We start from the raw sequence: 22,013 nt of genomic DNA, 5'->3' as shown, positions 1-22,013 counted from the left end.
CTTTGCGGTCCGGGGCCGTCACATGGGCGTTGTGGCTTACGGAGCCCTACAGCCCCGCGGCCTTGCGCAGCGCGTCCACGCGGTCCGTGCGCTCCCACGTGAAGTCCGCGAGTTCGCGGCCGAAGTGGCCGTACGCCGCGGTCTGTGCGTAGATCGGGCGCAGCAGGTCCAGGTCGCGGATGATGGCGGCCGGACGGAGGTCGAAGACCTCGGCGATGGCCTGCTCGATCTTGTCGACCTCGAGCGTGGCCGTGCCGAAGGTCTCGACGAAGAGTCCGACCGGCTCGGCCTTGCCGATGGCGTACGCGACCTGGACCTCGCAGCGTGCCGCGAGGCCGGCGGCCACCACGTTCTTGGCGACCCAGCGCATCGCGTACGCGGCCGAGCGGTCCACCTTCGACGGGTCCTTGCCCGAGAACGCGCCGCCGCCGTGGCGGGCCATGCCACCGTAGGTGTCGATGATGATCTTCCGGCCGGTCAGGCCCGCGTCACCCATCGGGCCACCGATCTCGAACCGGCCCGTCGGGTTGACCAGCAGCCGGTAGCCGTCGGTGTCCAGCTTGATGCCGTCCTCGACGAGCTGATTCAGCACATGCTCGACGACGAACTCGCGGATGTCGGGGGCGAGCAGCGAGTCCAGGTCGATGTCGGACGCGTGCTGCGAGGAGACGACCACAGTGTCCAGCCGCACGGCCTTGTCACCGTCGTACTCGATGGTGACCTGGGTCTTGCCGTCGGGGCGCAGGTAGGGGATGGTCCCGTTCTTGCGGACCTCGGAGAGGCGGCGGGAGAGCCGGTGCGCCAGGTGGATCGGCAGCGGCATCAACGCGGGCGTCTCGTCGCAGGCGTAGCCGAACATCAGGCCCTGGTCGCCGGCGCCCTGCTTGTCGAGCTCGTCCTCGTCGCCCTCGACGCGCTTCTCGTACGCGGTGTCGACGCCCTGCGCGATGTCCGGCGACTGCGCGCCGATGGAGACCGAGACGCCGCAGGACGCGCCGTCGAAGCCCTTCTTCGAGGAGTCGTAACCGATCTCAAGGATCTTGTTCCGCACGAGCGTGGGGATGTCGGCGTACGCCTTGGTGGTCACCTCGCCGGCCACATGCACCAGGCCGGTAGTGATCAAGGTCTCCACGGCAACGCGGGAGGTCGGGTCCTCCTGCAGAAGGGCGTCGAGAATGGTGTCGCTGATCTGGTCAGCGATCTTGTCGGGGTGACCCTCGGTCACGGACTCCGAGGTGAAGAGACGGCGGGACACATCGCTCCCTGGGGTTGCAGCGGCTGCTGGCTGATCATTTTTGGACCGGCCGGGGGCTGCGCCCCGCGACGTTCCACGAGCAGTTTATCGGTCGCCCTCCCCCGCCGGACCACCCGTCTCGCTCCGTGGGAGCTCTGTGACCTGTGACTCGGCTGAAAACTGTAGGCCGATCAGCCCCAATTCGCGAGGGTTTCGCTGGCTTTCATGGGGTTTCATACATCCACTGGGCGAATCCAAGAATTCACCCGAGTCGCGGCACAACAAGGTCCCACACGGTGTCCGCGAGGGATTCCTTGGGTCCGTGAGGCACCTGCGTCTCGCCGCCGTCCGCGGCGAGCACCACGGCTTCGTTCTCCTCGGAGCCGAAGGTCTTGCGCTCCCCCACCTCATTGACCACGAGCAGGTCGCAGCCCTTGCGGCGCAGCTTGTCGCGGCCGTTGGCGAGGACGTCGTCGGTCTCCGCGGCGAAGCCGACGATGACCTGGACGGGGCGGGCCCGTTCGGTGGAGATCTCCGCCAGTATGTCCGGGTTGCGGACCAGTGCGATGGGCGCGGGCTCCTGGCCGTCCTTCTTCTTGATCTTGCCTTCGGCGTACGCGACGGGGCGGAAGTCCGCGACGGCCGCGGCCATCACCACGGCATCGGCAGCCGCAGCCGCCTTGAGCACGGCCTCGCGCAGCTGGACCGCTGTGCCGACGTGGACCACGTCGACGCCCGCAGGGTCCGGTATCCCGGTGTTCGCCTCGATGAGCGTGACCCTGGCGCCGCGGGCCGCCGCGGTGCGCGCCAGGGCGTACCCCTGCTTGCCGGAGGAGCGGTTCCCCAGGTAGCGGACCGGGTCGAGCGGCTCGCGCGTGCCGCCCGCGCTGACGACAACATGGCGGCCGACGAGATCCGGCGCGGCGACACCGCGGGCGAGCACCCGGCGGCAGACCTCGAAGATCTCGCCCGGATCCGGAAGCCTGCCCTTGCCGGTGTCCACACCGGTGAGCCGCCCCACGGCCGGCTCGATCACAACGGCTCCACGGCGGCGCAGCGTCGCCACATTCTCCTGGGTGGCCTGGTGCTCCCACATCTCGGTGTGCATCGCGGGCGCGAAGACCACCGGACAGCGGGCGGTCAGGAGCGTATTGGTGAGCAGGTCGTCGGCGAGGCCGTGGGCCGCCTTGGCGAGCATGTCGGCGGTGGCGGGCGCGACGACGACCAGATCGGCGTCCTGTCCGATCCGTACGTGCGGCACCTCGTGGACGTCGGACCAGACCTCGGTCGAGACGGGGTGGCCGGAGAGCGCCGACCAGGTCGCCGCGCCGACGAAGTGCAGTGCCGACGCGGTCGGCACCACCCGTACGTCGTGACCCGACTCGGTCAGCCTCCGCAGCAGCTCGCACGCCTTGTACGCGGCGATGCCTCCGCTGACCCCCAGAACGACCTTCGGCTTGTCCAGTGACACTGCTGCGTCTCCCCGCATTCGGATGCGTACCCTCCCCATGACACACCACAGACCCGGCGGACGCTCCGCCGGGCCTGTGGTGAAGGAACAGAATGTGCCTACTGAGCCGGGCCCTCAATGGCCTCCGAGGTCAGCAGACCCGCGTTGATCTCACGCAGGGCGATCGAGAGCGGCTTCTCGTGGACGTGGGTGTCCACCAGCGGACCGACGTACTCGAGCAGACCCTCGCCGAGCTGCGAGTAGTACGCGTTGATCTGGCGCGCGCGCTTGGCCGCGTAGATCACGAGGCTGTACTTCGAGTCAGTGGCCTCGAGCAGCTCGTCGATCGGCGGGTTGATGATGCCCTCGGGCGCAGTGATGGAAGAGGACACGCTAAGCCTTCCGAAGAACGTGCAAAATGTTCGGACAAAGATCAAACACTGGGGGTCCGGGGGCCAACGGTGTCAACCGCTGATGTTTCAGTCCCCAGGAGACAGCTGCATCAAGGCTAGCAGCTCACGGGCCACGTCCTCGACGGAGGTATTGACCAGGGTGGTATCGAACTCCGACTCGGCGGCCAGCTCGACCTTCGCGGCCGCCAGCCGGCGCTCGATGACCTCGTGAGACTCGGTGCCGCGGCCGGTGAGCCGACGGACCAGTTCCTCCCAGCTCGGCGGGGCCAGGAAGACCAGCTGCGAGTCCGGCATGGACTCCTTGACCTGCCGTGCGCCCTGGAGATCGATCTCCAGCAGCACGGGCTCGCCCGCCTCCAGGCGTTCGAGGACCGCACGGCGCGGTGTGCCGTAGCGATTGCCCGCGAACTCGGCCCATTCCAGCAGCTCGCCATTGGCGATCAGCTTGTCGAACTCTTCGTCGCTGACGAAGAAGTACTGAACGCCGTGGCGCTCGCCGGGGCGCGGCTTTCTTGTGGTGGCCGACACCGAGAGCCATACCTCGGGGTGGACCTTGCGCATATGGGCGACGACCGTGCTCTTACCGACCCCGGAGGGGCCGGAGAGCACGGTCAGCCGCGGACGTACCTCTGCTGCCATGCAGCGATTATCCAGGTTCCCGGGAGTGCCCGAGAACGTCAGGCGGCACCGCCGCCGAACTCGCGCTCAAGTGACGCGATCTGGTTGGAGCCGAGACCGCGCACACGGCGACTCTCGGAGATGCCGAGCCGCTCCATGATCTGCTTGGCGCGGACCTTGCCCACGCCCGGCAGGGACTCAAGAAGAGCGGAGACCTTCATCTTGCCGATGACGTCGTTCTCCTGGCCCTGCTTGATGACCTCGTGGAGCGAGGCGCCGGAGTGCTTGAGTCGATTCTTGACCTCGGCCCGCTCCCGGCGAGCCGCGGCGGCCTTTTCGAGCGCGGCTGCGCGCTGTTCAGGGGTAAGGGGCGGAAGAGCCACGCCTACGTCACCTCGGATGTCGAACTGTCGGATACGGACCGGTGAGGAAGCTAGTCGCCCCACACCAGGCGAGCAACGCGCAACGCAATGCACCTGCGCTGCACGTTTACTCCTCGACGGAGACTAGCGGCCAGGACCGCTCCAGTCAGCGAGAACAGACGAAAAGTCCTGGTCAGCATCGACCGACTGGGACATTTCTGGCGAAACGACCGACTTTTGGGCCGAGATTCTGTCATTGGGCAGGCCGCGGAGGATTCCGAAGCTGCCCAGGCAGGGCCGCTGCCCCACCTGGGACCACAGCTTTGGTCGCGCCTGCGCCCGCAGCGAACAGGACCCCCGCGCCCCGAGGCCCGGGTTCAGGCCCCGGCGACCGCCGAGCGCACCTCGTCCGCGAAGCGCGTCGCCGACTCGCGCAGGGCCGCCACATCCGGGCCGTGCCGCAGCACGCCACGGCTCACGCTCGGGACCACATTGCCGACCGCCGCGCCGAAGACACCCGGAAGGTCCGCGGGCGTCGCGCCCTGAGCGCCGATGCCGGGGGCGAGCAGCGGGCCGTTGATGTCAAGGTTCACACCGGCGTCGCCCAGCGTCGCGCCGACCACCGCGCCGACCGAGCCGAGCGGCTCGGCGCCCGCGTTCTCGGCCGCCATGTGGTCGAGCATCAGCTGGGCCAGGGAGCGGCCGTCCGCGGTCGTGGAGCGCTGGACCTCCGCGCCCTCCGGATTGGAGGTGAGGGCCAGCACGAAGACGCCCGCACCCGACACAGCGGCCGCGTCCAGCGCCGGGCGCAGCGAGCCGAAGCCGAGATACGGGGAGACGGTCACCGCGTCCGAGAAGAGCGGCGAGTCCTTGTCGAGGTAGGTCGCCGCGTACGCGCCCATCGTCGAGCCGATGTCGCCGCGTTTGGCGTCCATCAGGACCAGCGCACCCGCCGCACGCGCCTCCTCCACCGCCTTCTCCAGTACGGCGATGCCCCGAGAGCCGAAGCGCTCGAAGAACGCCGACTGCGGCTTGAGCACGGCGACCCGGTCGGCCAGCGCCTCCACGACCGTGCGCGTGAAGCGCTCCAGGCCGGCGATGTCGTCGTTCAGGCCCCACGCGGTCAGCAGGGACGCGTGCGGGTCGATGCCGACGCAGAGCGGTCCACGGGTGTCCATGGCGTGGCGCAGGCGTGCGCCGAAGGGCGCCGTGGTCTGAAGGGGGGTCATGCGGTGGCCTTTCGGGTCTCGGCGCCGACAGCATCGGCGAGCGTGTCGTACGGGCCGGCCGCGAGCCGCGCCGCCAGGCCCTTGTGGATGGCGCGGGCGTAGACGGGACCCTCGTAGATGAACGCGCTGTAGCCCTGGACCAGCGTGGCGCCCGCCAGGATCCGCTGCCAGGCGTCCTCGGCGTTCTCGATGCCCCCGACGCCCACGAGCGTGATCCGGTCGCCCACACGCGCGTACAGCCGCCGCAGGACCTCCAGCGAGCGGTCCTTCACGGGCGCGCCGGACAGGCCACCCGTCTCCTTGACCAGGTCCGGTTCGGACTTCAGGCCCAGGCCGTCCCGCGCGATCGTCGTGTTGGTGGCGATGATTCCGTCGAGGCCCAGCTCGAGGGCGAGGTCCGCGACCGCGTCGACATCTTCGTCCGCGAGGTCCGGCGCGATCTTGACGAGGAGCGGGACGCGGCGGTCCTGCACACTCCGGTCGGCGGCCTCGCGTACGGCGGTGAGCAGCGGGCGCAGCGACTCGGTCGCCTGGAGGTTGCGCAGACCGGGCGTGTTCGGCGACGAGACGTTGACGACCAGGTAGTCGGCGTGGCGCGCGAGTCGCTCGGTGGAGGTGACGTAGTCGCCCACGGCCTCCGCCTCCGGCACGACCTTGGTCTTGCCGATGTTGACGCCGACCGTGGTCGCGAAGACCGCCTTGCGGGCGCCCAGGCGCTCCGCCACGGCCGCCGAGCCCTCGTTGTTGAAGCCCATGCGGTTGATCAGCGCACGGTCCGCTACGAGCCGGAAAAGCCGCTTCTTGGGATTGCCCGGCTGCGGCTGTGCGGTGACCGTGCCGATCTCGATGTGGTCGAAGCCGAGCATCGACATTCCGTCGATGGCGACGGCGTTCTTGTCGAAGCCTGCGGCGAGGCCGAAGGGACCGTGCATCCGCAGGCCGAGCGCCTCGGTGCGCAGTTCCTTGTACCGGGGCGCGAGAGCCGCGGCGACGAACGTACGCAGTACGGGGATGCGGACCGCGAGGCGGATCCAGCGGAAGGCCAGGTAGTGGGCCTCCTCCGGATCCATCCGCTTGAAGACCAAATTGAAGAAGAACTTGTACATGGAGGCGTCCTCACGCTGTGTTTTCTGGGGGACACCCCCAGACCCCCGGGAGGGGACACCGTTTCCGGTGTCCCCTCCCCGATTACTGGTCGCGGGCCGCGGTCAGATGTTCCGCGTGTTCCTGGAGTGAACGGACGCCCACATCACCGCGGTTGAGCGCGTCGATGCCCTGGACGGCGGCGGCGAGTGCCTGGACCGTGGTCAGGCACGGCACGGAGCGCGCCACGGCCGCCGTACGGATCTCGTAGCCGTCGAGGCGACCGCCGGTGCCGTACGGGGTGTTGACGATGAGGTCGACATGGCCGTCGTGGATCAGCTGGACGATGGTCCGCTCGCCGTTCGGGCCCTCGCCCTGGCTCTGCTTGCGCACGATGGTGGCGTTGATGCCATTGCGCTTGAGTACCTCGGCCGTGCCGGATGTGGCGAGCAGCTCGAAGCCGTGGGCGACCAGCTCACGCGCCGGGAAGATCATCGAGCGCTTGTCGCGGTTGGCGACGGAGATGAAGGCGCGGCCCTTGGTGGGCAGCGGGCCGTAGGCGCCGGCCTGCGACTTGGCATACGCCGTCCCGAAGACCGAGTCGATGCCCATGACCTCGCCGGTGGAGCGCATCTCCGGGCCGAGGACGGTGTCGACGCCGCGCCCGTGGATGTCGCGGAAGCGCGACCACGGCATCACGGCCTCCTTGACGGAGATCGGCGCGTCCATCGGGAGCGTGCCGCCGTCGCCGTTCGCGGGCAGCAGGCCCTCCGCGCGCAGTTCGGCGACGGTCGCGCCGAGCGAGATACGGGCGGCGGCCTTCGCCAGCGGCACTGCGGTCGCCTTCGAGGTGAAGGGGACGGTGCGCGAGGCACGCGGGTTGGCCTCGAGGACATACAGGATGTCGCCGGCCAACGCGAACTGGATGTTGATCAGTCCGCGGACGCCGACGCCCTTGGCGATGGCCTCGGTCGAGGCCCGCAGCCGCTTGATGTCGAAGCCGCCGAGCGTGATCGGGGGCAGCGCGCACGCCGAGTCGCCGGAGTGGATTCCGGCCTCCTCGATGTGCTCCATCACGCCGCCGAGGTAGAGCTCGGTGCCGTCGTAGAGCGCGTCGACGTCGATCTCGATCGCGTCGTCGAGGAAGCGGTCGACCAGGACGGGACGGGTGGGGCTGATCTCGGTGGACTCGGCGATGTACGACTCGAGGCGGGCCTCTTCGTACACGATCTCCATACCGCGCCCGCCCAGCACGTACGACGGGCGTACGAGGACGGGGTAGCCGATCTCGTCGGCGATGGCCTTGGCGCCGGCGAAGGTGGTCGCGGTGCCGTGCTTGGGAGCCGGGAGGCCGGCCTCGGCGAGTACGCGGCCGAAGGCGCCGCGGTCCTCGGCGGCGTGGATCGCCTCGGGCGGGGTGCCCACGACCGGCACGCCGTTGTCCTTGAGCGCCTGCGCGAGACCCAGCGGGGTCTGGCCGCCGAGCTGGACGATGACGCCCGCGATCGGCCCCGCCTGGGACTCCGCGTACACGATCTCCAGGACGTCCTCCAGGGTGAGCGGCTCGAAGTAGAGCCGGTCGGAGGTGTCGTAGTCGGTGGAGACGGTCTCGGGGTTGCAGTTGACCATCACGGTCTCGTAGCCGGCGTCGCTCAGCGCGAAGGAGGCGTGGACACAGGAGTAGTCGAACTCGATGCCCTGGCCGATACGGTTCGGTCCCGAGCCGAGGATGATCACGGCGGGCTTCTCGCGCGGCGCGACCTCGCTCTCCTCGTCGTACGAGGAGTAGAAGTACGGCGTTTTGGCGGCGAATTCGGCGGCGCAGGTGTCGACCGTCTTGTAGACCGGGCGGATGCCGAGCGCGTGCCGGACCTCGCGGACGACGTCCTCGCGCAGCCCGCGGATCTCGGCGATCTGGGCGTCGGAGAAACCGTGGCGCTTGGCGTCGGCGAGCAGCTCGGGGTCGAGCTTCTCGGCGGCGATGAGCTCGTCCGCGTACTCCTTGATCAGGAAGAGCTGGTCGACGAACCACGGGTCGATCTTCGTCGCCTCGAAGACCTCCTCGGGGGTGGCGCCCGCGCGGATGGCCTGCATGACGGTGTTGATCCGGCCGTCGGTGGGGACCTTGGCGGTGAGCAGCAGCTGCGCCTTGTCGCCCGGCTCACCGGTGAAGGAGAACTGCGAGCCCTTCTTCTCCAGCGAGCGCAGCGCCTTGTTGAGCGCCTCGGTGAAGTTCCGGCCGATCGCCATGGCCTCGCCCACCGACTTCATGGTGGTGGTGAGGGTGGCGTCGGCGGACGGGAACTTCTCGAAGGCGAAGCGCGGCACCTTGACGACGACGTAGTCGAGCGTGGGCTCGAACGACGCCGGGGTCTTCTCGGTGATGTCGTTGGGGATCTCGTCGAGCGTGTAGCCGACGGCGAGACGGGCGGCGATCTTGGCGATCGGGAAGCCGGTGGCCTTGGAGGCGAGCGCCGAGGAGCGGGAGACACGCGGGTTCATCTCGATGACGATGATCCGGCCGTCGTCCGGGTTGACGGCGAACTGGATATTGCAGCCGCCGGTGTCGACGCCGACCTCGCGGATGATCGCGATACCGACGTCGCGCAGCCGCTGGTACTCGCGGTCGGTCAGCGTCATCGCCGGAGCGACGGTGATCGAGTCGCCGGTGTGCACGCCCATCGGGTCGAAGTTCTCGATGGAGCAGACGACCACGACATTGTCGTGCTTGTCGCGCATCAGCTCCAGCTCGTACTCCTTCCAGCCGAGGATGGACTCCTCCAGGAGCACCTCGGTGGTCGGCGAGAGCGTGAGGCCCTGACCGGCGATACGACGCAGCTCGTCCTCGTTGTGCGCGAAGCCGGAGCCGGCGCCGCCCATCGTGAACGAGGGGCGGACGACGACGGGATAGCCGCCGAGCGTCTCGACGCCCTTCAGCACATCGTCCATGGAGTGACAGATGACCGAGCGGGCGGACTCACCGTGGCCGATCTTGGCTTTGACGGCCTCGACGACGCCCTTGAACAGCTCGCGGTCCTCGCCCTTGTTGATCGCCTCGACGTTGGCGCCGATGAGCTCGACGCCGTACTTCTCCAGCACACCCTGCTCATGCATGGAGATCGCGGTGTTGAGCGCGGTCTGGCCACCGAGGGTGGGCAGCAGCGCGTCGGGGCGCTCCTTGGCGATGATCTTCTCGACGAACTCCGGGGTGATCGGCTCGACGTAGGTGGCGTCGGCGATCTCCGGGTCGGTCATGATCGTCGCCGGGTTGGAGTTCACCAGGATGACCCGCAGGCCCTCGGACTTGAGGACGCGGCAGGCCTGGGTGCCGGAGTAGTCGAACTCGGCGGCCTGACCGATGACGATCGGGCCGGAGCCGATGACCAGGACGGACTGGATATCGGAGCGCTTAGGCACGCTGGCCCTCCATCAGGGTTACGAAGCGGTCGAAGAGGTACGCGGCGTCGTGCGGGCCCGCGGCCGCCTCGGGGTGGTACTGGACGCTGAAGGCCGGCTGGTCGAGCAGCTGCAGGCCTTCGACCACGTTGTCGTTGAGGCATACGTGGGAGACCTCGGCGCGGCCGTAGGGGGTGTCGGAGATCTTGTCGAGCGGCGCGTCGACGGCGAATCCGTGGTTGTGCGCGGTGACCTCGACCTTGCCGGTGGAGCGGTCCTGAACGGGCTGGTTGATGCCCCGGTGGCCGTACTTCAGCTTGTACGTGCCGAAGCCGAGCGAGCGGCCGAGCAACTGGTTGCCGAAGCAGATGCCGAAGAGCGGCGTCCTGCGCTCGAGGACGCCCTTGACGACGGTCAGATCGGCGGTGGCGGGGTCGCCGGGGCCGTTGGAGAGGAACACACCGTCGGGGTTGACCGCGTACACGTCCTCGACCGTGGCGGTGGCGGGCAGGACGTGCACCTCGATGCCGCGCTCGGCCATGCGGTGCGGGGTCATGCCCTTGATGCCGAGGTCTATGGCGGCGACGGTGAACTTCTTGGTGCCGATCGCCGGGACGACGTACGTCTGCTCCGTCGCGACCTCGGCGGAAAGGTTCGCGCCCTTCATCTGGGGGGCTTCCTGCACCCGGGCCAGCAGTGTGGCCTCGTCGGCGAGAGAGTCACCCGAGAAGATACCGACGCGCATCGCGCCGCGCTCGCGCAGATGGCGGGTGAGCGCGCGGGTGTCGATGTCGCTGATGCCGACCACGCCCTGGGCGACGAGCTGGTCGTCCAGGGAGCGCTGGGAGCGCCAGTTGGAGGGCACGCGCGCGGGGTCACGTACGACATAGCCCGCGACCCAGATCCGCTGCGACTCGTCGTCCTCGTCGTTGACGCCGGTGTTGCCGACGTGCGGGGCGGTCATCACCACGACCTGGCGGTGGTACGACGGGTCGGTGAGGGTCTCCTGGTAGCCGGTCATGCCGGTGTTGAACACCGCCTCGCCGAAGGTCTCCCCCACGGCCCCGTAGGCGCGGCCGCGGAATGTGCGGCCGTCCTCCAGGACGAGTACGGCGGGGGCCTTGGCGGCTCCCCGGGTGGAGATCGTCATCGTGCGGTGCCTTCCGTCGTGTTGATCATGCTGTTGATGGATTCGACCCAGGCGGTGTGCTCGGCCGCGTGGTCGGCGCGGAACCCGGAGTCGATCAGCTTGTCGCCGTGCGCCCAGGTGACGACGAGGAGTCCGCCCTCGGCGAGGACCTTGCCGGCGATGCCCTTGTCGAGCCTGGCCTCGCGCAGCTGCGCTGCCGGGATGAAGAAGTCGGTCGCACCGGGGCGTACGACGTCCAGGCCCGCGTCGGTGAGCGTGAGCTCCACGCGACTGCGGGTGCCCAGGCCGTGGGCCACGATCCGGTCGAGCCACTGTCCGGCGGTCGTGGAGCCGTGGTAGCGGCCGGTCAGCTCAAGTTTCGCCTCGCCGGGCGCGTCGGGCGCGGGGAGCAGCTCGGGGAGGTCGGACTGGAGGCTGCCGCGCCACTTCCATCCCTGGCGCATCAGCCAGTAGACGAAGGCGATGAAGAGCAGCAGTCCGACGACCCAGCCGATGCGGGCCGCCCAGTCGGTGACCTCCGCCGACTTCTGCTCGGCGGCGATGTCGATCAGAGTTGTCACGCCAGCTTCCCGTCCACGACCGTTGCCCGGCCCCGCAGGAAGGTGTGGGTGACGCGTCCCGGCAGCTCACGCCCTTCGTAGGGGGTGTTGCGGCTGCGGGATGCGAAGCCCGCGGGGTCCACCACTCCACGGTATGCCGGATCGACGAGCGTGAGGTTCGCGGGCTCACCTGCCGAGACGGGCCTTCCGTGGCCCTCCAGCCGGCCGATCTGCGCGGGCCGGAAGGACATCCGGTCCGCGACGCCGGCCCAGTCGATGAGGCCGGTGTCGACCATCGTCTGCTGGACGACGGAGAGCGCGGTCTCCAGGCCCACCATGCCCATGGCGGCCGCGGCCCACTCGCAGTCCTTGTCCTCGTGCGGGTGCGGGGCGTGGTCGGTGGCGACGCAGTCGATGGTGCCGTCGGCGAGAGCCTCGCGCAGCGCCAGCACATCGGTCTCGGTGCGCAGCGGCGGGTTCACCTTGTAGACGGGGTTGTACGAGCGTACGAGCTCGTCCGTGAGCAGCAGGTGGTGCGGGGTCACCTCGGCGGTGACGTTCCAGCCCTTGGACTTGGCCCAGCGGACGATCTCGACGGAGCCGGCCGTGGAGAGGTGGCAGATGTGCACCCGGGAGCCGACGTGGGCGGCGAGGAGGACATCGCGGGCGATGATCGACTCCTCGGCGACGGCCGGCCAGCCGCCGAGGCCGAGCTCGGCGGAGACGATGCCCTCGTTCATCTGGGCGCCCTCGGTGAGACGGGGCTCCTGGGCGTGCTGGGCCACGACGCCGTCGAAGGCCTTCACGTACTCCAGAGCGCGGCGCATGATCACCGCGTCGTCGACGCACCTGCCGTCGTCGGAGAAGACCTTCACACCGGCGGCGGAGTCGTGCATCGCGCCGAGTTCGGCGAGCTTCTTGCCCTCGAGGCCGACGGTGACGGCGCCGATGGGCTGCACGTCGCAGTAGCCGGACTCCTTGCCGAGGCGGTAGACCTGCTCGACGACGCCGGCGGTATCGGCGACCGGGAAGGTGTTGGCCATGGCGTGCACGGCGGTGAATCCGCCGACAGCGGCCGCCTTGGTGCCGGTGAGGACGGTCTCGGAGTCCTCACGGCCCGGCTCACGCAGATGGGTGTGCAGGTCGACGAGGCCCGGCAGCAGGATCTGCCCCTCCGCCTCGACGACGGTCGCGTCGTCCGCGCTCAGCCCGGCGCCGACCTGTGCGATGGTCTCGCCGTCGATCAGGACGTCCTGCGCCTCGCCGCCCAGCACCTTCGCGCCACGGATAAGAATCTTGCTCATGGTTACTTGCTCTCCTCGGTGCGCGCGTGGGTGGGGCTGACGGCGGGCTCATTGCCGCCCAGAAGCAGATACAGGACGGCCATGCGGGTCGAGACGCCGTTGGCGACCTGCTCGACGGCCGTGCAGCGGTCGGAGTCGGCGACCTGCGCCGTGATCTCCATGCCGCGGTTCATCGGTCCGGGGTGCATCACGATGGCGTGCTCGGGCATCCGGGCCATGCGGTCGCCGTCCAGGCCGTAGCGGCGTGAGTATTCGCGCTCGGTCGGGAAGAAGGCGGCGTTCATGCGCTCGCGCTGCACACGCAGCATCATCACGGCATCGGACTTCGGCAGCACCTCGTCCAGGTCGTACGAGACCTCGCACGGCCAGTTCTCGACACCGATCGGCACCAGGGTGGGCGGGGCGACGAGGGTGACCTGGGCGCCGAGGGTGTTCAGCAACAGGACGTTGGAGCGGGCCACCCGGCTGTGCAGCACGTCGCCGACGATCGTGATGCGGCGTCCTGCGAGGTCACGCCCTATCCCGGCATCCGGGCCGACCAGGCGACGGCGCATGGTGAAGGCGTCGAGCAGCGCCTGGGTGGGGTGCTCGTGGGTGCCGTCGCCGGCGTTGACGACCGCGCCGTCGATCCAGCCGGAGGTGGCGAGCCGGTAGGGGGCTCCGGAGGCGCCGTGCCGGATGACGACGGCGTCCGCGCCCATGGCCTCCAGGGTCAGCGCGGTGTCCTTGAGGGACTCGCCCTTGGAGACCGAGGATCCCTTGGCGGAGAAGTTGATCACGTCGGCGGAGAGCCGCTTGGCGGCAGCCTCGAAGGAGATCCGGGTCCGGGTCGAGTCCTCGAAGAAGAGGTTGACGACGGTACGGCCGCGCAGGGTCGGCAGCTTCTTGATCGGCCGGTCCGCGACCCGGGCCATCTCCTCGGCGGTGTCGAGGATGAGAACGGCGTCGTCGCGGGTGAGGTCGGCGGCCGAGATGAGGTGACGCTTCATCTGGGTGTGCTCCGTTGTCTGGAAGTCGTGGGTCCGGGGGCCTGCGGCGGAGCCGCCGTCGGGATGCGGCCCCGGACAGCACAGCGGCATGCGGGCGCGCGGGTGGCACGTCCGTACGAGGGTTCGGAGGGCGTACGGAGGTGCTACTGCTCGCCGGCCGGGGCGGTCTCGCGCACACCGAGCAGCACGGTGTCGCGACCGTCCTCCTCGGCGAGCTGAACCTTGACCGTCTCCCGCAGCGACGTGGGGAGGTTCTTGCCGACATAGTCGGCGCGGATGGGGAGTTCGCGGTGGCCGCGGTCGACCAGGACCGCGAGCTGTACGGCGCGCGGTCGGCCGATGTCGCCCAGAGCGTCGAGCGCGGCGCGGATGGTGCGGCCGGAGAAGAGCACGTCGTCGACGAGGACGACCAGCCGGCCGTCGACGCCGTCACCGGGGATCTCGGTGCGCGCCAGCGTGCGGGCGGGCCGCATACGCAGGTCGTCGCGGTACATGGTGATGTCGAGGGAGCCGACCGGAATCTTTCGGCCGGTGATCTCTTCGAGCTTGTCGGCCAGCCGGCGGGCAAGGAACACACCGCGGGTCGGAATGCCGAGAAGCACCACGTCGTCGGCGCCTTTCGCGCGTTCGACGATCTCGTGGGCGATGCGGGTCAGTACCCGCGCGATGTCGGGAGCCTCAAGAACGGGGCGTGCCACATCGGAACTGTCGTGCGAGTCCATATGAAACGGACCTCCTTCTCCGCCTCACGGGACGGATCTTAAAGGACGTCGGAATTACGCCATCAACGGTACCAGGGCCTTGCGCGGCCCCGGCTCCCGCCCCTCGTCCCGCCCCCGGCAGCACCCGCTACGGACCATTCGGCTTGACGAGTCCAAGTAACGCTGCGTAACCTCACAGTGAGTGACCAGCCGCGCGGCGGAGCCGCACGTCGACACAGTGTCCGGGGAGCTATATGTCCAGCGAATACGCAAAACAGCTCGGGGCCAAGCTCCGCGCCATCCGCACCCAGCAGGGGCTTTCCCTCCACGGCGTGGAAGAGAAGTCCCAGGGCCGCTGGAAGGCCGTCGTGGTCGGCTCGTACGAGCGTGGCGACCGTGCCGTGACCGTGCAGCGCCTTGCCGAGCTGGCGGACTTCTACGGCGTCCCGGTGCAGGAACTGCTTCCTGGCACCACGCCGGGCGGGGCCGCCGAGCCGCCGCCGAAGCTCGTCCTGGATCTGGAGCGCCTGGCCCACGTCCCGCAGGAGAAGGCCGGCCCTCTCCAGCGGTACGCCGCCACGATCCAGTCCCAGCGCGGCGACTACAACGGCAAGGTGCTGTCGATCCGCCAGGACGACCTGCGCACCCTCGCCGTCATCTACGACCAGTCGCCGTCGGTCCTGACCGAGCAGCTCATCAGCTGGGGTGTGCTCGACGCGGACGCGCGGCGCGCAGTCGCGCATGAAGAAGGCTGACGCCACTTCAGGAGAAACGTCACGTCGGAGGGCGAACCCGGTTGTTCCGGGTTCGCCCTCCGATGCGTTCGGGGCCTCCCCGGGCAGCGTCAGACGCGGAAGCCGAACATGCACCGGGCCCGTGGCGGAAGACTGTTCGTCTTCCGCCACGGGCCCGGTGGAACCGTCGCGCCCTAGTCTCGGCGCAGGCTCGGCTTGAGGTCCTTGAAGCGGCCCAGCAGGCCGTTCACGAACGACGGGGACTCGTCGGTGGAGAACTCCTTGGCGAGTTGTACCGCCTCGTCGATCACCACCGCGTCCGGGGTCTCGTCCACCCACACCAGCTCGTACGCCCCGAGCCGGATGATGTTCCGGTCGACGACCGGCATCCGGTCGAGCGTCCAGCCGACCGAGTAGGTGGCGATGAGGTCGTCGATCCGGTCCGCGTACTCCGCGTACCCCTCGACCAGCTCCATCGTGTATTCGCCGACCGGCGGCTGCCGGTCGTCGGTCCGCGCGTGCCGCACCCAGTCCGCGAGGACCGTCTGCACGGAGGTACCGCGCTGGTCGGCCTCGAAGAGGATCTGGAAGGCGCGCTTACGGGCCTTGTTCCGGGCAGCCACGGTTAGCTGTTCACCCGGCCGAGGTACTCACCGGAGCGGGTGTCGACCTTGATCTTCTCACCGGTGGTGATGAAGAGCGGGACGCCGATCTCGAAACCGGTCTCCAGCGTGGCCGGCTTGGAGCCACCGGTGGAGCGGTCGCCCTGGACGCCCGGCTCGGTGTGCTGGATGACCAGCTCGACGGCGGCCGGCAGCTCGACGTAGAGCACCTCGCCCTCGTGCGTGGCGACGCTGGCCGTGAAGCCCTCGATCAGATAGTTGGCGGCGTCGCCGACGGACTTGCGGTCGACCATCAGCTGGTCGTACGTCTGCATGTCCATGAAGACGAAGTACTCGCCGTCCATGTACGAGAACTGCATGTCGCGGCGGTCGACGGTGGCCGTCTCGACCTTCACGCCGGCGTTGAACGTCTTGTCGACGACCTTGCCGGAGAGCACGTTCTTGAGCTTGGTGCGCACGAAAGCAGGGCCCTTGCCGGGCTTGACGTGCTGGAACTCGACGACGGACCAGAGCTGGCCTCCGTCGAGCTTGAGCACCATGCCGTTCTTGAGGTCGTTCGTGGAAGCCACGGTTGCGGAATCTCCTGGACTGACGCTGGTGGACGACCGAGGAAGCGCGCTGCAGCGAAGCTAGAGCGCGAGCAGCTCCTTGGTCGTGATGGTGAGTAGCTCGGGTCCGCCGTCCGCCTCCTGGCGTACGACGAGCGTGTCATCGATCCGGACACCGCCCCGGCCCGGGAGGTGGACCCCCGGTTCGACGGTGACCGGCACACAAGCGTCCAGTTTACCCATGGCCGCAGGTGCCAGCTGCGGGTCCTCGTCGATTTCGAGCCCGACACCGTGCCCGGTGAGCGGCGCGAGGCCCTCTCCATGGCCCGCGGCGTCCAGGATCTGCCGGGTCGCATGGTCCACGTCGCGGTACGCGGCGCCCGGTACGAGAGACTCCCGGCCGGCCCGCTGAGCGGCGAAGACAAGGTCGTACAGCTCGATCTGCCAGTCCGCCGGGGTCGCCCCGATCACAAACGTACGGCCGATCTCGCACCGGTAGCCGCGGTAATTGGCGCCGACGCAAACGGAGAGGAAATCGCCCTCCTCGACCCGGCGGTCGGTGGGCCGGTGGCCGCCTTGCCCGGAGTTGGGTCCGGTGGCGACCGAGGTCGCGAAGGCGGGGCCGTCGGCGCCGTGGTCGACGAGCCGGCGCTCCAGCTCGAGCGCGAGATGCCGCTCGGTGCGGCCCACCAGGATCGACTCCAGCAGCTCGCCGAGGGCCTGGTCGGTGATCTCCGCCGCGATCCGCAGGCAGGCGATCTCCTCCTCGTCCTTGACGAGGCGCTGCTGCTCGACGGCAAGACCGAGGTCGGTGAGGCGCAGCCGGGGCGCCACCGAACCCAGCGCCCGATGCCTGGCGACGGTCAGATGGTGTTCCTCGACGGCGAGCGACTCCACCCCCACCGTCCTCGCCAGCTCTGCGGCCGCGACCGCCGGATCGCCGGCCGAGGTCGGCAGGACGGTCAGCCGCAGCTGTTCGTCGGGACGGCCGTCGGCGGGATCGCCGGTGGGCGTACGAGGGCAGAGCAGGATGTCTTCGCCCGGGCCGACCAGCAGTACGGCGCCGGGCGGCGCTCCGCCCGCGAGATAGCGGACGTTGGCGGGGCGGGAGACCAGGGCCCCTGCGCTGCCGGTCGCCGCGCACCGGTCGCGCAGCCTGCCGCGGCGGATCCCATAGACCTCTGACATGCCACGAGCCTACGAGCGTGGGCCCGGCACGGCCTGATCAGCGCGTCCGACCGGGGGTGGGCACGCGAGTGCGCGGCCTACCAGTTCGGCGGGCTGGCGATGGAACGGGCGAGTACGTCGTCGAGGACCCGTGCCGTGGTCTCCACGTCGTACTTGGAGTTGTCGATGATCGGCAGCCCCGATCCGTACCAGCCGGCCATCCGGCCGTGGATGCTCGCGACTTCCTCGTCCGAGAGGCGGCGGTTTCCGCTGCGCTCGGCATTGCGTTCCAGGACGATCTCGAGGCCCGGGAGAAGGACCACGGGCAGCAGACCGGGGCCGACATGGCGCTTCCAGCCGCCTAGGCCGACGACGGGCCGGTCGGGGAAGACCGCGTCGTCGAGGATGCAGGAGATCCCGTTGGCCAGGAAGTTGCGGGCGGCGAAGCCGCAGGTGCGGCGGGCGAGGCGGTACTGGGCCTCGGAGTGGTCGTTCCAGCCGGACTGCGGGTCCGCGAAGCCGGAGCAGACCCATTCGCGTACGTCGTCGAGGCTGATGTGCGCGGTGGGGACGCGGCGTCCGGCGGCCCAGTGGCGCGCCACGGTCGTCTTCCCGGCGCCGGCCGGGCCGATCAGCAGGACGGCGAGGGTGGTCGCGCCGGTGCCGATCTCGGCGGGTGGCGGGGCGGGTATGGGAACCGGCCCGCCCGGCGGCAGCTGGATGTGCCCCGTCGTGTCGCGGGACGGCGGCGCGGAGTCGTGCTGAGGGGCGGGACTCGTCCAGCCGGGGGCGGGACGGCCGCCTTGCGGCTGCGGAGGTCCGGCGGGAGCCGCGGGATGCCCGCCGTGCGGCCGTCCCTGTGGCGGCGGAGGCCCGGCAGGGGCCACGGGCGGAGGTCCGGCGGGAGCCGCGGGATGGCCGCCCTGCGGCACACCCTGCGGCGGCGGAGGGCCGACGGGCGGCGGCGGTCCGGCGGGAGCCCCCTGCACAGGCCCCGGGTGCTGGGCACTGTGTGTCCATCCGGCCGGTCCGTGCCCCGGTCCGTGGGGCGGCGGCAGCGGAGCCCCCACTGCATGCTGCATCCGGTGCCACTCCGTCTCGTACGACTGTCGCTGGTCAGGCGGCAGCTGGGCCGCCTTGCTACCGAACGGTACCTCCCCCGGCCGCCAGAGTGGGAACGGCCGGGGCAGGCCCAAAGTGCCCTGTCAGCCGGTCAATTCTTCGGCCAGCGCGCGCAGGGCGAGCCGGTACGAGCCGACGCCGAAGCCGGCGATCGTGCCGCTGGCCACGGCCGCGACCACCGAGGTGTGCCGAAATGCCTCGCGCGTATACGGGTTGGAGATGTGTACCTCGATGAGCGGGGCGGTCCGCTGAGCGGCCGCGTCGCGCATCCCGTACGAATAGTGGGTGAAGGCACCGGGGTTGAGAACGACCGGAATTGAGCCGTCCGCGGCCTCGTGCAGCCAGCGGATCATCTCGCCCTCGTCGTTCGTCTCGCGTACGTCGACATCGAAGCCGAGCTCCTTGCCGAGCTCCTTGCAGGCCTCCACCAGCCCGGCGTAGGAGGTCGCGCCGTAGACGTCGGGCTCGCGGGAGCCGAGCCGCCCGAGGTTGGGGCCGTTGAGGACCAGCACCCGACGGGTCACGCGGACACCTCTCCGTAGGCGGCGAGCAGTACCGCCGGGTCCGGGCCTTCCAGCACGGTCGGCTTGGCGAGACCGTCGAGAACGATGAAGCGCAGCAGGTTGCCGCGGGACTTCTTGTCGACCTTCATGGTCTCCAGGAGCTTGGGCCACTGGTCGCCGCGGTAGGTCAGCGGCAGTCCGACGGACTCCAGGACGGAGCGGTGCCGGTCGGCGGTCGCGTCGTCAAGACGCCCTGCCAGCCGGCCCAGTTCGGCGGCGAAGACCATACCGACCGACACGGCCGCGCCGTGCCGCCACTTGTAGCGCTCGTTCTTCTCGATCGCATGCGCGAGGGTGTGGCCGTAGTTGAGGATCTCGCGCAGTCCGGATTCCTTGAGGTCGTTGGAGACGACCTCGGCCTTGACCCGGATGGAGCGCTCGATCAGCTCGGCGGTGTGCTGCCCCGTCGGCGTACGCGCACCCTGCGGGTCGGCCTCGACCAGGTCGAGGATCGCGGGGTCGGCGATGAAGCCGGCCTTGATGATCTCAGCCATGCCGCTGACGTAGTCGTTGACCGGCAGCGAGTCCAGGGCGGCCAGATCGCACAGCACTCCGGCCGGCGGATGGAAGGCCCCGACGAGATTCTTGCCCTCGGCGGTATTGATGCCGGTCTTCCCGCCGACCGCCGCGTCGACCATGCCGAGCACGGTCGTCGGGACGGCGATCCAGCGCACCCCGCGCAGCCAGGTCGCCGCGACAAAGCCGGCGACGTCGGTGGTGGCTCCGCCGCCGACGCCGATGATGACGTCGCTGCGGGTGAATCCGGTCTGGCCGAGCGCCTTCCAGCAGTACGCCGCGACCTCGACGGTCTTGGCCTCCTCGGCGTTCGGCAGCTGGATGGCGATGGCTTCGTAGCCCTGGGAGGCCAGATCCTCGCGGATCGTGTCACCGGTGCCGGCGAGCGCCTCGGGGTGCAGCACCGCCACCCGCTGGGCGCGCGGGCCGATCAGTCCGGGCAGCTCGCCCAGCAGTTGCCGGCCGACGAGTACCTCGTACGGATCGGAGCCTTCCGTACCGCCGACCTGAATACGGGTCACTGCCTGATCGGTCATACGTCCTTCAGCTCCAGTGCGTCGAGGACCGCCTGGGCGACCTCTTCGGGGGTGCGGTCGTCGGTGGCCACGACGACGCGTGCCACTTCGGTGTAGAGATGGCGGCGGGCGTCCATCAGCTCCCGCCACTGCCGGCGCGGATTGACCGCGAGCAGCGGGCGCGCCTGGTTGAGTCCGACCCGCCGGACCGCCTCCTCCACGTCCATCGAGAGATAGGCGACGGGCAGGCCCGCCAGCAGTTCACGGGTCGAGTCGTCGAGGATCGCGCCGCCGCCGAGTGCGAGCACTCCGGGGTGCTCGGTCACGGCGGCCCGTACGGCCTTGCGCTCGAGGTCACGGAAGTACGGTTCGCCCTCGTCGACGAAGATGTCCGAGATCTCCCGGCCCTGGGCCGCGACGATATCGGCGTCGGTGTCCCGGTAGGCCACGCCGAGCCGCTCGGCGAGCAGTTCACCCACGGTGGACTTGCCCGAGCCCATGGGCCCGACCAGGACGATCAGCGGGGCGTTCACCGGATGTGCAGATTGTCGAGGTAGGACTGCACGTTGCGGCGAGTCTCGGAGACGCTGTCTCCGCCGAACTTCTCCGCGACGGCGTCCGCGAGGACGAGCGCCACCATCGCCTCGGCCACGATCCCGGCGGCCGGTACGGCGCAGACGTCGGAACGCTGGTGGTGGGCGGCCGCGACCTCGCCGGTGGCGACGTCGACCGTGGCCAGCGCACGCGGCACGGTCGCGATCGGCTTCATCGCGGCCCGTACGCGCAGCAGTTCACCGGTGGACATGCCGCCCTCCGTACCGCCGGAGTGGCCGGATGTGCGGCGGATGCCGTCCTCGGTCGGCACGATCTCGTCGTGCGCCTTCGACCCGGGTACCCGCGCCAGCTCGAAGCCGTCTCCGACCTCGACACCCTTGATGGCCTGGATGCCCATCAGGGCGGCCGCGAGACGGGCGTCGAGGCGCCGGTCCCAGTGCACATGCGAGCCGAGACCGACGGGCACGCCGTAGGCCAGCACCTCGACAACGCCGCCGAGGGTGTCACCGTCCTTGTGGGCCTGGTCGATCTCCGCGACCATCGCCTTCGACGCGTCCGCGTCCAGGCAGCGCACCGGGTCCGCGTCGAGCTTCGCCTCGTCGGCGGGGACGGGAACCACGCCGTGCGGAGCCTTGGCGGCGGCCAGCTCGACGACGTGGGAGACGATCTCGATGCCCGTCGTCTCCTTGAGGTACGAGCGGGCGACCGCGCCGAGCGCGACACGCGCCGCGGTCTCGCGGGCGCTGGCCCGCTCCAGGATCGGCCGGGCCTCTTCGAGCGCGTACTTCTGCATGCCGGCCAGGTCGGCGTGGCCGGGACGCGGCCGGGTCAGCGGGGCGTTGCGGGCCAGCTTCGCGAGCTCATCGGGGTCGACCGGGTCGGCCGACATGACCTGCTCCCACTTCGGCCACTCGGTGTTGCCCACCATGACCGCCACCGGCGAGCCCATGGTCAGTCCGTGCCGTACGCCACCGAGGAAGGTGACCTCGTCACGCTCGAACTTCATCCGCGCACCGCGTCCATAGCCGAGGCGCCGCCGGGCAAGGTGGTCCGCCACCATGTCGGTGGTGATGGGCACACCGGCGGGAAGACCCTCCAGCGTCGCCACCAGTGCGGGTCCGTGCGACTCCCCCGCCGTCAGCCAACGCAACCTGCTCAACGGTGCTCCTCCTGCTCGCGCCTGGAACTGCGACGGCGCGACC

22 protein-coding genes are annotated in these 22,013 nt (G+C 69.7%); 1 reads left to right on the top strand and 21 read right to left on the bottom strand.

Going from position 1 to position 22,013, the window contains the following annotated elements; translation table 11 throughout:
* Positions 1-46 precede the first annotated feature (46 nt).
* The 13 genes from metK to pyrR all read right to left on the bottom strand — a co-directional run bounded on the left by metK (position 47) and on the right by pyrR (position 14,489).
* Positions 47-1,255 (bottom strand): methionine adenosyltransferase, encoded by a 1,209-nt coding sequence (gene metK, locus AB0D12_RS10940; protein WP_362679482.1) that lies wholly within the window; start codon positions 1,253-1,255, stop codon positions 47-49.
* A gap of 241 nt (positions 1,256-1,496) precedes the next feature.
* The gene (gene coaBC, locus AB0D12_RS10935) at positions 1,497-2,699 is read right to left on the bottom strand and encodes a bifunctional phosphopantothenoylcysteine decarboxylase/phosphopantothenate--cysteine ligase CoaBC (protein ID WP_362679729.1); all 1,203 of its coding nucleotides are present in this window, start codon (positions 2,697-2,699) and stop codon (positions 1,497-1,499) included.
* A gap of 104 nt (positions 2,700-2,803) precedes the next feature.
* A complete protein-coding gene (gene rpoZ / locus AB0D12_RS10930; protein WP_005319902.1) occupies positions 2,804-3,076 on the bottom strand; it encodes a DNA-directed RNA polymerase subunit omega in 273 nt (90 codons plus the stop codon).
* An 87-nt stretch (positions 3,077-3,163) separates the two neighbouring features.
* A complete protein-coding gene (gene gmk / locus AB0D12_RS10925; RefSeq protein ID WP_362679479.1) occupies positions 3,164-3,736 on the bottom strand; it encodes a guanylate kinase in 573 nt (190 codons plus the stop codon).
* A 38-nt stretch (positions 3,737-3,774) separates the two neighbouring features.
* The gene (locus tag AB0D12_RS10920) at positions 3,775-4,098 is read right to left on the bottom strand and encodes an integration host factor (RefSeq protein ID WP_005319887.1); all 324 of its coding nucleotides are present in this window, start codon (positions 4,096-4,098) and stop codon (positions 3,775-3,777) included.
* Positions 4,099-4,454: 356 nt separating this feature from the next.
* Positions 4,455-5,306, bottom strand: a complete 852-nt coding sequence (pyrF, locus tag AB0D12_RS10915; protein ID WP_362679476.1) for an orotidine-5'-phosphate decarboxylase — start codon at positions 5,304-5,306, stop codon at positions 4,455-4,457.
* A complete protein-coding gene (locus AB0D12_RS10910; protein ID WP_362679473.1) occupies positions 5,303-6,412 on the bottom strand; it encodes a quinone-dependent dihydroorotate dehydrogenase in 1,110 nt (369 codons plus the stop codon). The genes pyrF and AB0D12_RS10910 overlap by 4 nt, the downstream gene beginning before the upstream one ends.
* 82 nt (positions 6,413-6,494) lie before the next feature.
* Positions 6,495-9,806 carry a carbamoyl-phosphate synthase large subunit gene (gene carB / locus AB0D12_RS10905; protein ID WP_362679470.1) on the bottom strand — a complete coding sequence of 1,104 codons (3,312 nt, stop codon included), beginning with the start codon at positions 9,804-9,806 and terminating at the stop codon, positions 6,495-6,497.
* Positions 9,799-10,935 (bottom strand): glutamine-hydrolyzing carbamoyl-phosphate synthase small subunit, encoded by a 1,137-nt coding sequence (gene carA, locus AB0D12_RS10900; RefSeq protein WP_362679467.1) that lies wholly within the window; start codon positions 10,933-10,935, stop codon positions 9,799-9,801. The genes carB and carA overlap by 8 nt, the downstream gene beginning before the upstream one ends.
* A complete protein-coding gene (locus AB0D12_RS10895) occupies positions 10,932-11,495 on the bottom strand; it encodes a hypothetical protein (RefSeq protein ID WP_362679464.1) in 564 nt (187 codons plus the stop codon). Before AB0D12_RS10895 ends, carA begins: the two co-directional genes overlap by 4 nt.
* A complete protein-coding gene (locus tag AB0D12_RS10890; RefSeq protein WP_362679461.1) occupies positions 11,492-12,778 on the bottom strand; it encodes a dihydroorotase in 1,287 nt (428 codons plus the stop codon). Before AB0D12_RS10890 ends, AB0D12_RS10895 begins: the two co-directional genes overlap by 4 nt.
* A 2-nt stretch (positions 12,779-12,780) precedes the next feature.
* Positions 12,781-13,767: an aspartate carbamoyltransferase catalytic subunit gene (locus tag AB0D12_RS10885; protein WP_327322283.1), complete on the bottom strand. Its 987-nt coding sequence runs from the start codon at positions 13,765-13,767 to the stop codon at positions 12,781-12,783.
* A 143-nt stretch (positions 13,768-13,910) separates the two neighbouring features.
* Positions 13,911-14,489, bottom strand: a complete 579-nt coding sequence (gene pyrR / locus AB0D12_RS10880) for a bifunctional pyr operon transcriptional regulator/uracil phosphoribosyltransferase PyrR (RefSeq protein WP_327322284.1) — start codon at positions 14,487-14,489, stop codon at positions 13,911-13,913.
* 233 nt (positions 14,490-14,722) lie between these two features.
* Between pyrR and bldD the strand changes: the two genes are divergently transcribed.
* A complete protein-coding gene (bldD, locus tag AB0D12_RS10875) occupies positions 14,723-15,223 on the top strand; it encodes a transcriptional regulator BldD (protein WP_030355502.1) in 501 nt (166 codons plus the stop codon).
* Between the two features lie 173 nt (positions 15,224-15,396).
* On the opposite strand, the gene nusB is transcribed toward bldD, so the two are convergent.
* From nusB to aroC, 8 genes are all read right to left on the bottom strand, one after another.
* Entirely contained in the window at positions 15,397-15,825 is a 429-nt protein-coding gene (gene nusB / locus AB0D12_RS10870; RefSeq protein WP_327322285.1) for a transcription antitermination factor NusB, read from the bottom strand.
* 2 nt (positions 15,826-15,827) lie between these two features.
* A complete protein-coding gene (gene efp, locus AB0D12_RS10865; protein WP_326648583.1) occupies positions 15,828-16,394 on the bottom strand; it encodes an elongation factor P in 567 nt (188 codons plus the stop codon).
* A gap of 60 nt (positions 16,395-16,454) precedes the next feature.
* A complete protein-coding gene (locus AB0D12_RS10860) occupies positions 16,455-17,561 on the bottom strand; it encodes an aminopeptidase P family protein (RefSeq protein WP_362679455.1) in 1,107 nt (368 codons plus the stop codon).
* Positions 17,562-17,638: 77 nt separating this feature from the next.
* Positions 17,639-18,622, bottom strand: a complete 984-nt coding sequence (locus tag AB0D12_RS10855) for an AAA family ATPase (protein ID WP_362679452.1) — start codon at positions 18,620-18,622, stop codon at positions 17,639-17,641.
* 123 nt (positions 18,623-18,745) lie between these two features.
* The gene (gene aroQ, locus AB0D12_RS10850) at positions 18,746-19,186 is read right to left on the bottom strand and encodes a type II 3-dehydroquinate dehydratase (protein ID WP_362679449.1); all 441 of its coding nucleotides are present in this window, start codon (positions 19,184-19,186) and stop codon (positions 18,746-18,748) included.
* Positions 19,183-20,277 (bottom strand): 3-dehydroquinate synthase, encoded by a 1,095-nt coding sequence (gene aroB / locus AB0D12_RS10845; protein WP_362679446.1) that lies wholly within the window; start codon positions 20,275-20,277, stop codon positions 19,183-19,185. Before aroB ends, aroQ begins: the two co-directional genes overlap by 4 nt.
* Positions 20,274-20,789, bottom strand: coding sequence for a shikimate kinase (locus AB0D12_RS10840; RefSeq protein ID WP_362679443.1), 516 nt, complete (start codon positions 20,787-20,789; stop codon positions 20,274-20,276). Before AB0D12_RS10840 ends, aroB begins: the two co-directional genes overlap by 4 nt.
* Positions 20,786-21,970: a chorismate synthase gene (gene aroC / locus AB0D12_RS10835; protein ID WP_362679439.1), complete on the bottom strand. Its 1,185-nt coding sequence runs from the start codon at positions 21,968-21,970 to the stop codon at positions 20,786-20,788. Before aroC ends, AB0D12_RS10840 begins: the two co-directional genes overlap by 4 nt.
* Positions 21,971-22,013 lie beyond the last annotated feature (43 nt).

The organism is Streptomyces sp. NPDC048479, assembly GCF_040651435.1.
Lineage (GTDB): Bacteria > Actinomycetota > Actinomycetes > Streptomycetales > Streptomycetaceae > Streptomyces.
This window is presented reverse-complemented; position numbering and strand designations above follow the sequence as displayed.